Source organism: Dyella sp. (genome assembly GCF_035685805.1).
Classification (GTDB): Bacteria; Pseudomonadota; Gammaproteobacteria; order Xanthomonadales; family Rhodanobacteraceae; genus Dyella_A.
On record NZ_DASSAB010000038.1, the window covers coordinates 68565 to 80959 of the forward strand.

Annotated in this window: 13 protein-coding genes; 5 read left to right on the forward strand and 8 right to left on the reverse strand. The window is 66.8% G+C overall.

Translation table 11 applies throughout. The annotated features are described in order from the left end of the window. Positions 1-27 precede the first annotated feature (27 nt). The 4 genes from pstA to rnt all read right to left on the reverse strand — a co-directional run bounded on the left by pstA (position 28) and on the right by rnt (position 3901). Positions 28-897 (reverse strand): phosphate ABC transporter permease PstA, encoded by an 870-nt coding sequence (gene pstA, locus VFG40_RS10065; protein ID WP_324897216.1) that lies wholly within the window; start codon positions 895-897, stop codon positions 28-30. After that, entirely contained in the window at positions 897-1916 is a 1020-nt protein-coding gene (pstC, locus tag VFG40_RS10070) for a phosphate ABC transporter permease subunit PstC (protein ID WP_324897217.1), read from the reverse strand. The genes pstA and pstC overlap by 1 nt, the downstream gene beginning before the upstream one ends. Before the next feature lie 148 nt (positions 1917-2064). Then, entirely contained in the window at positions 2065-3084 is a 1020-nt protein-coding gene (gene pstS / locus VFG40_RS10075) for a phosphate ABC transporter substrate-binding protein PstS (RefSeq protein ID WP_414649285.1), read from the reverse strand. 157 nt (positions 3085-3241) lie between these two features. Beyond that, positions 3242-3901, reverse strand: a complete 660-nt coding sequence (rnt, locus tag VFG40_RS10080; protein WP_324897219.1) for a ribonuclease T — start codon at positions 3899-3901, stop codon at positions 3242-3244. 180 nt (positions 3902-4081) lie between these two features. On the opposite strand from rnt, the gene VFG40_RS10085 reads away from it, so the two are divergent. Beyond that, positions 4082-5341 carry a porin gene (locus VFG40_RS10085; RefSeq protein ID WP_324897220.1) on the forward strand — a complete coding sequence of 420 codons (1260 nt, stop codon included), beginning with the start codon at positions 4082-4084 and terminating at the stop codon, positions 5339-5341. Between the two features lie 194 nt (positions 5342-5535). On the opposite strand, the gene nth is transcribed toward VFG40_RS10085, so the two are convergent. Together nth and VFG40_RS10095 are read right to left on the reverse strand one after the other, a co-directional pair. Further along, a complete protein-coding gene (gene nth / locus VFG40_RS10090) occupies positions 5536-6171 on the reverse strand; it encodes an endonuclease III (protein ID WP_324897221.1) in 636 nt (211 codons plus the stop codon). Then, complete coding sequence (locus VFG40_RS10095) at positions 6168-6788, reverse strand: RnfABCDGE type electron transport complex subunit B (protein WP_324897222.1); 621 nt, start codon at positions 6786-6788, stop codon at positions 6168-6170. The genes nth and VFG40_RS10095 overlap by 4 nt, the downstream gene beginning before the upstream one ends. Positions 6789-6857: 69 nt before the next feature. Here VFG40_RS10095 and VFG40_RS10100 point away from each other — a divergent pair, with 69 nt between their 5' ends. Continuing rightward, a complete protein-coding gene (locus VFG40_RS10100; protein WP_324897223.1) occupies positions 6858-7169 on the forward strand; it encodes a hypothetical protein in 312 nt (103 codons plus the stop codon). A 7-nt stretch (positions 7170-7176) separates the two neighbouring features. Here the strand turns inward: VFG40_RS10100 and metG are convergent, their stop codons facing one another. Beyond that, positions 7177-9282: a methionine--tRNA ligase gene (metG, locus tag VFG40_RS10105; protein ID WP_324897224.1), complete on the reverse strand. Its 2106-nt coding sequence runs from the start codon at positions 9280-9282 to the stop codon at positions 7177-7179. Positions 9283-9414: 132 nt separating this feature from the next. Next, complete coding sequence (locus VFG40_RS10110) at positions 9415-9861, reverse strand: DUF2147 domain-containing protein (RefSeq protein WP_324897225.1); 447 nt, start codon at positions 9859-9861, stop codon at positions 9415-9417. Positions 9862-10032: 171 nt separating this feature from the next. Here VFG40_RS10110 and apbC point away from each other — a divergent pair, with 171 nt between their 5' ends. The 3 genes from apbC (at position 10033) to dcd (ending at position 12318) form a co-directional block, all read left to right on the forward strand. Beyond that, positions 10033-11127, forward strand: a complete 1095-nt coding sequence (gene apbC / locus VFG40_RS10115; protein WP_324897226.1) for an iron-sulfur cluster carrier protein ApbC — start codon at positions 10033-10035, stop codon at positions 11125-11127. Beyond that, on the forward strand, positions 11124-11672 hold the full coding sequence (locus VFG40_RS10120; RefSeq protein WP_324897227.1) for an NADPH-dependent FMN reductase: 549 nt from the start codon (positions 11124-11126) through the stop codon (positions 11670-11672). Before apbC ends, VFG40_RS10120 begins: the two co-directional genes overlap by 4 nt. Positions 11673-11751: 79 nt before the next feature. Continuing rightward, a complete protein-coding gene (dcd, locus tag VFG40_RS10125) occupies positions 11752-12318 on the forward strand; it encodes a dCTP deaminase (protein ID WP_324897228.1) in 567 nt (188 codons plus the stop codon). The last annotated feature ends 77 nt before the right edge of the window (positions 12319-12395 follow it).

The following is a 12395-nucleotide window of genomic DNA, read 5'->3' on the forward strand; positions in this document are numbered from 1 at the left end:
TGCGGATGGAGGCCGGCAGCGGCGGACTCAGTCATGGGACACCTTGTTGCGTGAAAGGACCAGACGGGAAGCGAGGCTCAGCAGCAGCACGAACATGGTCACCACGAACGCACCGGCCCAGGCCAGCGCATGCATCGCGTCGCCCGGATCGTTCGCGTACTGGTAGATGATCTGCGGCAGGCTGGCCATCTTGTTCATCGGGTTGACGGTCATGAAGTTGTTGCCGAACGCGGTGAACAGCAGCGGCGCGGTCTCGCCGCTGATGCGCGCCAGCGCCAGCAGCACACCGGTGATGATGCCCGAGCGCGCGGCGCGGATCAGGATCTGCACGGTGAGCTTCCACTGCGGTACGCCCAGCGACAGCGCGGCCTCGCGCAAGGTGGAGGGCACCAGGCGCAGCATCTCGTCGGTGGTACGCACGATCACCGGCAGCGCGATCAGCGCCAGCGCCACGCCGCCGGCGAAACCGGAAAACGTGGTGTCGCCATGGGTCAGCGCGGTGCTCGGCAGCACCACGATGGTGTAGACGAACAGGCCCATCACGATCGACGGCGCCGACAGCAGGATGTCGTTGAGGAAGCGGATCGTCTCGCCGAGCTTGGTGCGATTGGCGTACTCGGCCAGCCAGGTGCCGGCCAGCACGCCGATCGGCGTGGCGATGGCGATGCCGATCAGGTCGATGATCAGGCTGCCGACGATGGCATTGGAAAGCCCGCCGTCGGCGCCGTAGGCGGTGATCTTGGTGAACAGCTTCAGATCCAGCGCGCTGATGCCCTGGCGCAGGGTTTCCCACAGGATCCAGGCGAGAAAGCCCAGCCCGATCAGGGTGGCGAAGACGCTCAGCGACAGCGCCACCCAGTTGGCGACGCGGCGGCGAAGATACAGTGCGCTGCTCATCAGTTGCCCTCCCGTTTCTTCAGCTGGGCGAGCATCAGGCGTGCGATCAGCAGCACGATGAAGGTCACCACGAACAGTAGGAAGGCCAGCGCCATCAGGGTGGATTTCTGCAGCCCCACTGCCTCGCTGAACTGGTTGGCGATGGTGGAAGCGATCGACGCGCCCGGATCAAGCAGCGACGGCGACAGCTCCATCGCATTGCCGAGCACGAAGGTCACCGCCATCGTCTCGCCCAGCGCGCGGCCCAGGCCGAGGAAGATGCCGCCGATCACCGCCGAGCGGGTGTACGGCAGCACGATGTCCCATGACACCTCCCAGGTGCTCGAGCCCAGCGCATAGGCCGACTCCTTCAGGCGCGTGGGCACGGTCTGGAACACCTCGCGCATCACCGAGGAGATGAACGGGATGATCATGATCGCCAGCACGATGCCGGCGGTGAGCACGCTCGCGCCGAACGGGTAGCTGGAGGCGAACAGCTTGCCGATGAACGGTACGTGCTCGGCGACCCATGACGGGTTGCCGTCGTCCGGGCTGTTGCCCAGGTAATTGGTCAGCCAGGGCTTGATGTGTTCGGCGAAGAAGGGCGCAAAGATGAAAAGGCCCCACATGCCGTAGATGATCGAGGGGATGCCCGCGAGCAGTTCGATCGCCGAGGACACCGGCGTGCGCAGCCACGGCGGCGCCACCTCGGACAGGTACAGCGCAATACCGAAGCTCACCGGCACCGCAATGATCAGCGCGATCAGCGAGGTGGCGATGGTGCCGTAGACAGGCACCAGCGCGCCGTAGACGTCGTTGCTCGGATCCCATGCCGTGCTGGTGAGGAAGCCCCAGCCGAACGTGCCGAACGCATGGCGGCCGCCCCACAGCGTGGCGCCCGCGGCGCCGAGCAGCGAGGCCAGCACCAGCAGTGCGCAGCCCATCAGCAGCCAGCGGAAGTGGCGGTCGTGCCGCGCATCGCGGCGACTGCGCTGGTCCTCGACGTCGCCGAGGGCAACGGCTTCGGGCGGAGTGGACATGGGGCGGTAGATCCTGGAGAGGCAGGCGGCAGATGGTAGCGAACGCTTCAATGGAAAACCGCCCCAGGTGCTGGGGCGGCTGATCCACCGGCGTCCGTGCCGGAGCGGCTGTCGGGAGTCCGACGGCCGCCGTCATCCGGTCGGGGAATTACATCTGGAAATCCGAGGCCCAGTAGGCTTCGATCTGCTCGACCAGCGAGTCGGGCAGCGGCACGTAGTCGAGCGAGGCAGCCTGCGGCTGGCCGTTCTCGTAGGACCACTTGAAGAAGTCGAAGGCCACCTTGGTGTGCTCGACGTTTTTGGGCTTCTTGTACATGATCGCCCAGGTGGTGGCGGTGATCGGCCACGCGGTCTCGCCCGGGGCGTTGGTCATGATCAGGTTGAAGTCCTTGGCGCTGGCCCAGTCGGCGGTGGCGGCGGCGGCAGCGAACGCGTCGGCATCCGGCTTGACGATCTGGCCGGCGGCATTCTTCATGTCGACCCAGGCGATCTTGTTCTTCATAGCGTAGGCGTACTCGACGTAGCCGATCGAGCCCTTGATCTGGCGAACGTACTGCGACACGCCCTCGTTGCCCTTGCCACCCACGCCGGTCGGCCAGTCAACGGCGGTGCCGAACTTGACCTGCGAGGCCCACTCCGGGCTGACCTTGCTCAGGTAGTTGGTGAAGTTGTACGAGGTGCCCGAACCGTCCGAGCGATGCACCACGGTGATCTTGCCGGCCGGAAGCGTCATGCCGGCATTGAGCGCGGCGATCTTCGGGTCGTTCCAGTTGGTGATCTTGCCCATGAAGATGTCAGCCAGCGTGGCGCCGTCGAGCTTGATCTGGTCCGCCTGCACGCCGGCGATGTTCACCACCGGCACGATGCCGCCCACCACCAGCGGGAACTGGCCCAGGCCGAACTTCTTCAGGTCTTCCGGGCTCAGCGGAGCGTCGGAGGCGCCGAAATCGATGGTGCCGGCCTTGATCTGCGCGATGCCCGCGCCCGAACCGACCGACTGGTAGTTGAGCTGGTTGCCGGTCTTCTCGGCATACGCTGCCGACCACTTGGTCAGCACCGGATAGACGAAGCTGGAGCCGGCGCCGGTGATGTCGGTGGCCTGGGCCGCCATGCTCATCAGCGAGGCAGCGGCGATGGTGGCAATGCGTGATTTGGTTGAGGTCAACACGGTAGCTCCTTGAGGAGGAAAGTCACGGGACGAGGCCCGCCCCTTCCGCCATTACATGGGTGGCGTGTTGCAATGAAATGAGATGAATGTTGCATCCGTGTGACAGGCTGTCACACAGCGGCACGGGCAACCCCCCGCAACGCAGCGCCAGCGCGGCTTACAGCACGCCCAGGCCGATGTGTTCGCGCTCGAAGGTTTCCAGCTTGCGCCAGCGGTTGACGATGCCGCAGAACAGTTCGGCGGTGCGCTCGGCGTCATAGATGGCCGAGTGCGCCTCGCGCGTGTCGAACAGATGGCCGGCGGCGTGTGCTGCCTTGCTGAGCACGGTCTGGCCGTAGGCCAGGCCGCCCAGCGTGGCGGTGTCGAAACAGCTGAACGGGTGGAACGGATTGCGCTTGTGGCCGACGCGGCGCACCGCCGCGTTGACGAAACCCAGGTCGAACGCCGCGTTGTGCCCCACCAGCACGGCGCGCTGGCAGTTGTGGTGGCGCATGGCCCGGCGCACCTCGTCGAAGATGTGATCCAGCGCCATCCGCTCGCTCAGTGCGCCGCGCAACGGGTTGTCCGGATCGATGCCGGTGATCTCCAGCGCCCGCGGGTCGAGATTGGCGCCCGGGAAGGGCTCCACGTGGGCCGCCACGGCCGGTTGCGGGTGCAGGTAGCCCTCGCTGTCCATGCCCAGGGTGACGGCGGCGATCTCCAGCAGCGCGTCGTGATCGGCGTCGAAGCCGCCGGTTTCCACGTCCACCACCACCGGGAGAAAGCCGCGGAAGCGGTCGGCCATGCGCGTGGCCAGGCTCTTGTTGAGGTCATCCATCGGCAAAGCATATCAGCCGCCCTCGCGGGGACGGGGGAGATGACGCTGACTTCGTTTTGTCACACATCTTCAATATCTCTGCAAAAGGACGACTGCAAACTTTTAACGTCCTGCTTCGCCGACCACATGTTGCACGGGGGTGCGGTCGAGGTGTCTTCATCCATCAAGCGGAGATTTTCCATGCGTTCGAAGTTGCTCGTGGTAGCGATTGCTGCCGGTTTGGGTTTCACCAGCCTGGCTTCCGTAGCAGCCCCGGCCCCGCAGTCGTCGAAGTCGTCGACGGCCAGCAATGCCGAAATCGAGATGCTCAAGGCGCAGGTCGCCGCGATGCAGGCCAAGCTCGACGAGCTTGAGCAACGCACGGACGCGCAGTCCGACATCAACGTGAGCACCGGCCAGGCGATCGAGAAGGTGCAGGCCTCCTCGGCCAATGACACCAAGATTGCCGCCCTCGAGAAGGCGATCAACAACACCACGCTGTCGGGCAAGATGTACTTCGACTTCACCAATATCGACCAGAAGAACAGCGATACCGGCAGCACCAATGCCACCGGCACCGGCATCGACGTCAAGCGCTTCTACCTGACCGTGGACCACAAGTTCGACGACGTCTGGTCGGCCAACCTGACCACCGACTTCAACTACGTCAGCAACGACGGCGAGACCAACCTGTTCGTCAAGAAGGCCTACGTCGAAGGCAAGTTCGATCCGGCGTTCAAGCTGCGCATCGGTTCGGCGGACATGCCCTGGATTCCGTTCGTCGAGAACTACTACGGCTTCCGGTACGTCGAGAACACCCTGACCGACCGCCTGAAGTACGCCAACTCGGCCGATTGGGGCCTGCACGCGGCCGGCGACTTCGGCGCCAGCAAGTCGGTCAACTACGCCGTGTCCGTGGTCAACGGCAACGGCTACAAGAACCCCAGCCGCAGCAAGGGCGTGGACTTCGAAGGCCGCATCGGCTTCGTCCCGTTCGAGAACATGATCGTCGCCGTGGGTGGCTACAGCGGCCATCGCGGTCAGGAGACCCAGAGCGTCAACGCGCAGAACACCGCCACCCGCGGCGACGTGATGGTGGCCTACGCCGACAAGTCGGTGCGCGTGGGCGTGGAGTACTTCACCGCCAAGGACTGGAACACGATCCTGTCGCCGGTGTCGGACAAGTCGGACGGCTACTCGGTGTGGGGCAGCGTGGGCGTGGCCGACGGCGTGACGCTGTTCGCCCGCTACGACAGCGCCAAGCTGAGCAAGGACCTCGACAGCGACGCCAAGGACACCTACTACAACGCCGGCGTCGAGTTCGACATCACCAAGGGCTTCAAGCTGGCTGCCGTGTACAAGCACGAGAAGGGCGAGAAGTCGGTGGCCACGCCGATCCCGCCGCACGTGCAGAACGTCAAGACCGACGAGATCGGCGTGTTCGGCGAGGTGAAGTTCTGAAAACTGTCACATGCCTGCTGCATGATGCGGCAGGCAGGACGGGCCAGGTTATCTGAAGGGAGTTCGACCCAGGGACGGAAAAACGGCGGGCAGCAGCCCGCCGTTTGCTTTTTGCGGTGCCGGTGCGCGTCGCGAGGTGGCAGCGGATCGGCCCCCCGGCTCGACCCGGCACCAGAGCGGGCCGGGTGCGACGGTCAGCCGGGGGTCTTGTCCCGGTACCGGCACAGATCGCGGATCACGCAATTCGGGCAATCCGGCTTGCGCGCCTTGCACACATAGCGACCGTGCAGGATCAGCCAGTGGTGGGCGTCGAGCTTGAACTCGGCCGGCACGACTTTCTCCAGCTTCGCCTCCACCGCGCGCACGTCCTTTCCGGGCGCCAGGCCGGTGCGGTTGGACACGCGGAAAATATGCGTGTCCACCGCGATGGTCGGCTCGCCGAACGCCGTGTTGAGCACCACGTTGGCCGTCTTGCGGCCCACGCCGGGCAGCGCCTCCAGCGCCTCGCGCTCGCGCGGCACCTCGCCGCCGTGCTGCTCGATCAGCAGCCGGCACAGCGCGATGACGTTCTTCGCCTTGGCGTTGAACAGCCCGATGGTGCTGATGTAGCTCTTGAGCCCGTCCTCTCCGAGCGCGAGGATCGCCTGCGGTGTGTTGGCGACCGGATACAGCCGGCGGGTGGCCTTGTTGACGCCGACGTCGGTCGCCTGGGCCGAGAGCACCACCGCCACCAGCAACTCGAACGGCGTGGTGTACGCCAGTTCGGTGGTCGGCCTGGGGTTCAACTCGCGCAGGCGGGTGAACATCTCCACGACATCGGCGCGTTTCATTCCAGATAGCCCTGCTTCTTTGCTTTGGCCCGTGCCAGTGCGGCCAGCACCGGGTTGCTCGCGGCGGCGGCATCCACGGCCGCCTTGCGCGCGGCCAGTTCGGCCTCGTGGGCGGCGCGCTCGCGCGCCAGTCGCGCCTCGCGGCGCTGGAAGTGCGCCCGCGCAGCGTCGGCCCGGGCGGGGGTCGCGACCCACGCCGGCGGCATCGGGTCCAGCACGATGCAATCGACGGGACAGGCCGGCACGCACAGCTCGCAGCCGGTGCAGTCATCGACCAGCACGGTGTGCATCAGCTTGGCGGCGCCCACGATGGCGTCGACCGGGCACGCCTGGATGCATTTCGTGCAGCCGATGCAGTCGGCCTCGACGATCCGCGCCAACGTCCGCGGCTTCTCCGCGCCGTGCTCGGGATCAAGCGCAAGCACGGGCTGATCGAGCAGGGCGGCGAGCTTCGCGATACCCGCCGCGCCGCCGGGCGGGCAGCGGTTGATCGGCGCCTCGGCCCGGGCGATCGCCTCGGCGTAGGGCCGGCAGCCGTGGAAGCCGCACTGCTCGCACTGGGTCTGCGGCAGCAGGGCATCGATGCGCGTGGCCAGGGTGTCGAGTGGGTCACTCATGCGCGGGGACGGGGTGCGGCGATAATCACGCAACCATTGTCGCCCATTCGTCCTATCCGGAGCTCTGCCATGTCTCTTCTCCCGTCACGCCGCCCGTCGCCTGTCGCGTCGATCCTGCTTGCGGCCGCACTCGTCTGCGGCGGCGCATTTGCGCTGGCCCGCGTGTCGCCGGTGCAGGCGCGCCCGGCTGCTGCCGACGAGGCCGAAACGCTCACCGTGTTCGTCGACGCCACCTTCGGCATGCGCAAAGGCCACATGGCCAACCAGCTCACCAAGTCGCACGCCCTGTATGCCGCCCGCGGATACCGCTATGTCGACATGGCGCCATACAACGAAAACGGCGACCTGGTCGGCTTCTTCGTGACCTACACCCGCCGCTGAGCCTGCTTCAGCGCACCGTGGCGCCGGGCTTGGCACCGGCGTCCGCGTCGAGCAGGAACAGGTCGCTGCCGCCGTCGCCGGCGGACAGGATCATCCCCTCGGACAGGCCGAAGCGCATCTTGCGCGGCGCCAGGTTGGCGATGAACACCACGTTGCGGCCCACCATTTTTTCCGGCTCGCCGTAGGCGGCGCGGATGCCGGAGAAGATCTGCCGCGTGCCCAGCGGGCCGGCGTCCAGCTCGAAGCGCAGCAGCTTGTCCGAACCCTCGACGAACTCGCACACGGTCACCTTGCCCACGCGCAAATCGAGCTTGGCGAAATCGTCGATGCCGATGGTGGTGGCAGCGGCAGCGTCGGTGGTTGCGGGGGCGGGCGTGGGGTCGGTCATGGCTTTCTTCGCTTGCTTGGGTTTGTCGGTGGAAACAGGCGCGCTGGCGGGCGCGCCGAGCGACTCTTTCGAGGCCTCGACCATCGCTTCGATCTGCTTCGGATCGAGGCGGCCGAGCAGCGGCTCGAAGGGCGCGATGATGTGGTTGTGCAGGGCGGCGCGGGCGTCGTCGAAGTCGATGATCGGCGCGGCCAGGAACCGCTCGGCCGCGGCCACCGTGGCGGGCAGGATCGGCTTGAGCAGGCCGCCCAGCAGGCGGAACGCGGCGATCGCGAACGAGCACACCTGGTGCAGCTCGACGCGGCGCGATTCGTCCTTGGCCAGCGTCCACGGCGCGGTGGCGGCGATGTGGCCGTTGACCAGGTCGGCCATCAGCACGAAGCGGCGGGTGACCTCGGCGAACTGGCCCTGGTCGTAGAGCTCGGCCAGGCCGTCGTAGTGCTCCTGCAGACGGTTCCACAGCACGGTCTCGGTGACGCCGAAGCGCTCGGCCAGTCGGCCGTCGAAGAACTTGTGCACGAAGCCCGCGGTGCGGCTGGCGATGTTCACCCACTTGCCGACCAGGTGCGAGTTCACGCGCTCCTCGAAGGCCTTGAGGTCCAGGTCCACGTCCACCGGCGCGTCGTCGAGCATGGTGGCGAAGTAGTAGCGCAGACACTCCGGATTCAATCCTGCGTCCAGGTAGGTGCGGGCCTGGATGAAGGTGCCGCGCGACTTGGACATCTTCGCGCCGTTGACCGTGAGGTAGCCGTTGACGTGCAGCGCCGTGGGCGTGCGGAAACCCGCGCCGTGCAGCATCGCCGGCCAGAACAGGCCGTGGAAGTTGATGATGTCCTTGCCGATGAAGTGGTGCATCTCGGCAGTGCTGTCGGGGGCGAGGAAGTCGTCGAAGCTCAGCCCGGTCCGGTCGCACAGCGCCTTGAAGCTGGCCAGGTAGCCGACCGGCGCGTCCAGCCACACGTAGAAGAACTTGCCCGGCGCGTCGGGGATCGGGAAGCCGAAGTACGGCGCGTCGCGCGAGATGTCCCAGTCCTTCAGGCCGCCGTCCAGCCACTCGCGCAGCTTGGCCGCCACGCCGCTGTTGGCCACCGGCTGGCCGCCCGAGTACTTGCCGGCGAACCAGTCGCGCAGCAGGCCCTCGAACTTCGACAGCTGGAAGAAGTAGTGCTCCGAATCGCGCAGCACCGGCGTGGCGCCGGACATCACCGAGTACGGGTTGATCAGGTCGGTGGGTGCGTAGGTGGCGCCGCAGTTCTCGCAGTTGTCGCCGTACTGGTCAGGCGTCTTGCACACCGGGCAGGTGCCCTTGATGTAGCGGTCCGGCAGAAACATCTGCTTGTCCGGATCGAACAACTGCTGGATGTCGCGCTTGGCGATGGCGCCGCCGTCGCGCAGGCGCGTGTAGATCAGCGTCGCCAGCTCGCGGTTCTCGTCCGAATGGGTGCTGTGGTAGTGGTCGAACGCCACGCCGAAGGCGGCGAAGTCGGCCTCGTGGCCGGCGCGGATGCCGTCGATGTAGACCTCCGGCGCCAGGCCGGCCTTTTCCGCCGCCAGCATGATCGGCGTGCCGTGCGCGTCGTCGGCGCAGACGTAGACCACCTCGCTGCCGGCCATGCGCTGCGCCCGCACCCAGATGTCGGCCTGGATGTAGCCCAGCAGGTGACCCATGTGCAGCGGGCCGTTGGCGTAGGGCAGGGCGTTGGTGACGAGGAGGCGGCGGCTCATGGCGGTACGCGTGCTGGAATGACCGCGCATTATGGCATGGACGTCCAAACCGCCCCCGGCTCCCGCCGGACCGGGGCCCCATGAAAAAGGCCCGCCAGTGGCGGGCCGGTCGATCGAGCGGGAGCTACACGGTTACTCCTGGCGCTCCCACACCTGCGAGCGGCCGAGCAGGGCGAAACCGATGTAGCCGTGCACGTCCAGCTTCTGGCCGCCGTCCATCAGGGTGAGCTTGACCTTGTATTCCTTGCCGTTCTTGGGATCGAGGATCTTGCCGCCGTCCCACACGTCGTCGTCCTTGCTGACGCCCCACATGATGGTCATGCCCTCGATCGGCTGGTTCTTGCGCTCGCCGTCGCACTCCTTGCAGATCGGGTTGGGGCCTTCGTCGGAGTTGAGCACCTTGACCACCTTGGCCTGCAGCTCGCCATTGTTTTCGGTGATCTCGACGATCGACTTGGGCTGGTGGGTCTTGTCGTCGATGGTTTTCCAGGTGCCGACCGGGGTGTCGGTGGCGGCGAAGGCGGAGCCGGCGATCAGCAGCAGGCCGGTGGCGAGGGTGAAGCGGGACAGCAGTGTCATGGTGATCCTCCCGTACGAAAGCGTATGGGGCGAGCGTGCCGAGGCCTCCGGGGTGGGTCAAGCTGCAATGCGCAAGAGCGCAGCCGGGCGCATCCCGCCCTGATCTGGCGCAGCCGGAGCGCCACCGCGGGCTGGCATAATCGGCGGTCTCTCCCCCTCAAGACATGTCCCATGACCCAGGCGAACGAAGCGCTGGTCCGCCGCATCCTCGGCGACCTCACCGACCCCCATACCGGCGCGCCGATGACCGACGCCGTACGCGCCATCGGCGTGGATGGCGACCGTGTGTCGGTCGACCTCCAGCTGGGCTATCCCGCGGCCACGGCGCACGAGGCGGTTGCCGCGCGGGTGCGCGACGCATTGCAGGCCGACCCGGCCATTGCCGCCGCCGCCGTCTCGGCCACCAGCCGCGTGCAGGTGCACAAGGTGCAGGGGCAGCTGGCACCGCTGGGCAACGTGAAGAACATCATCGTGGTCGCCTCCGGCAAGGGCGGCGTGGGCAAATCCACCGTGTCGGTGAATCTCGCGCTGGCGCTGGCGGCGGAAGGCGCCAGGGTCGGCATTCTCGACGCCGATATCTATGGCCCCAGCCAGCCGCGCATGCTGGGCATCAGCGGCAAGCCCGAGTCGCCCGACGGCAAGAGCATCATTCCAATGCAGGCGCACGGGCTGCAGGCGATGTCGATCGGTTTCCTGGTTGACGAGGAGACGCCGATGATCTGGCGCGGCCCGATGGTCACCCAGGCGATGATGCAGCTGCTCAACGACTCGCGCTGGGAGGCGCTCGACTATCTGGTGGTGGATCTGCCGCCGGGCACTGGCGACATCCAGCTCACGCTGTCGCAGAAGGTGCCGGTGGCCGGCGCGGTGATCGTCACCACGCCGCAGGACATCGCCCTGCTCGACGCCCGCAAGGCGCTGAAGATGTTCGAGAAGGTCGAGGTGCCGGTGCTGGGTGTGGTGGAAAACATGGCCACCCACGTGTGCTCCAGCTGCGGCCACGAAGAACACATTTTCGGCGAGGGCGGCGGCCAGCGCATGGCCGAGCAGTACGGCGTGGCCTACTTGGGCTCGCTGCCGCTGGACATCCGCATCCGCGAGCAGGCCGATGGCGGCAATCCCACCGTGGTGGCGATCCCGGATTCCGACCTCGCAGCCCGTTATCGCGAGATCGCGCGCAACGCCGCGGGGCGGTTGTCGCGCCAGCCACGCAACAAGGCGCTTGGGCTGGGCAAGGTGGTGGTGCAGGGCGCGCCTGGGGCATGACGTTGGCAGCACCTCGCCGGGTGCTGTGCCTGTCCGGCAGCCTGCGGCGCGTGTCAGCCAATACGGCGGTGCTGGAAGCGGCGCGTGTCCTGGCGCCACCATCGCTGGCGCTGGTGCTGCATGACGGCCTGGCAGTCTTGCCGTGGTTCAACCCCGACGACGAACACGATCCGCTGCCTCCCCCGGTGATCGCGCTGCGCAAGGCGGTCGGCGCCAGTGACGCGCTGCTTGTCGCCTGTCCCGAATATGCCCACGGGGTACCGGGCGCCTTCAAGAACCTGCTGGACTGGCTGGTCGGCAGCCTGGAGTTTCCGGGCAAGCCGGTGGCGCTGATCAACGCTTCGGGTCGCGGCTCGCATCATGCACAAGATGCCCTGGCGGAGATTCTGCGCACCATGTCGGCCACCTTGCTCGACACTGTCTCGGCCGCGGTGCCGCTGTCGGGCGCGGGCTGCGAACCGGCGCAGATCCTCGCCCAGCCGGCCCTGGTAGAGACGCTCGGCGCGCTGCTGGCCCGCCTGGACAGGGCGCTGGCGCAAGCCTGACGGCGCGTCGCCGTGCTATTTTTTCGCCTTTGGCGGCAGCCGATGGCGGCTGCGCCGACCCCTGATGACCGGAGCGCGCGTGAGCATCAAACCCGACAAGTGGATCCGCCGGATGGCCGAGCAGCACGGCATGATCGAGCCGTTCGAGCCGGGCCAGGTGAAGATGCGCGAGGAGCAGCGGCTGATCTCGTACGGCACTTCCAGCTACGGCTACGACGTGCGCTGCGCGCGCGAGTTCAAGATCTTCACCAACATCAACTCCACCATCGTCGACCCGAAGGCGTTCGATCCCACCAGCTTCGTCGACGTCGAAGCGGACGTGTGCATCATCCCGCCCAACTCGTTCGCGCTGGCGCGCACGGTGGAGTATTTCCGCATCCCGCGCTCGGTGCTCACCGTGTGCCTGGGCAAGAGCACCTATGCGCGCTGCGGCATCATCGTCAACGTGACGCCGCTGGAGCCGGAGTGGGAAGGCCACGTGACGCTGGAGTTCTCCAACACCACGCCGCTGCCGGCGCGCATCTACGCCAACGAGGGCGTGGCGCAGATGCTGTTCTTCGAGTCGGAGGAAGAGTGCGAAACCAGCTACAAGGACCGCGGCGGCAAGTATCAGGGCCAGCAGGGCGTGACCCTGCCGCGCACCTGAATGCCGCTCACGGGCCTGTTGCGCAGGCCGCCGGGCCACCCGCCGCGGCGCTACACTCGCATGCTGTCACGAACACC

What these genes read in the sequence shown, in the direction of transcription:
- pstA (WP_324897216.1), bottom strand. Translation starts at nt 897, where the DNA reads ATGAGCAGCGCACTGTATCTTCGCCGCCGCGTCGCCAACTGGGTGGCG.
- pstC (WP_324897217.1), bottom strand. Translation starts at nt 1,916, where the DNA reads ATGTCCACTCCGCCCGAAGCCGTTGCCCTCGGCGACGTCGAGGACCAG.
- rnt (WP_324897219.1), bottom strand. Translation starts at nt 3,901, where the DNA reads ATGGATGACCTCAACAAGAGCCTGGCCACGCGCATGGCCGACCGCTTC.
- VFG40_RS10085 (WP_324897220.1), top strand. Translation starts at nt 4,082, where the DNA reads ATGCGTTCGAAGTTGCTCGTGGTAGCGATTGCTGCCGGTTTGGGTTTC.
- nth (WP_324897221.1), bottom strand. Translation starts at nt 6,171, where the DNA reads ATGAAACGCGCCGATGTCGTGGAGATGTTCACCCGCCTGCGCGAGTTG.
- VFG40_RS10095 (WP_324897222.1), bottom strand. Translation starts at nt 6,788, where the DNA reads ATGAGTGACCCACTCGACACCCTGGCCACGCGCATCGATGCCCTGCTG.
- VFG40_RS10100 (WP_324897223.1), top strand. Translation starts at nt 6,858, where the DNA reads ATGTCTCTTCTCCCGTCACGCCGCCCGTCGCCTGTCGCGTCGATCCTG.
- metG (WP_324897224.1), bottom strand. Translation starts at nt 9,282, where the DNA reads ATGAGCCGCCGCCTCCTCGTCACCAACGCCCTGCCCTACGCCAACGGC.
- VFG40_RS10110 (WP_324897225.1), bottom strand. Translation starts at nt 9,861, where the DNA reads ATGACACTGCTGTCCCGCTTCACCCTCGCCACCGGCCTGCTGCTGATC.
- apbC (WP_324897226.1), top strand. Translation starts at nt 10,033, where the DNA reads ATGACCCAGGCGAACGAAGCGCTGGTCCGCCGCATCCTCGGCGACCTC.
- VFG40_RS10120 (WP_324897227.1), top strand. Translation starts at nt 11,124, where the DNA reads ATGACGTTGGCAGCACCTCGCCGGGTGCTGTGCCTGTCCGGCAGCCTG.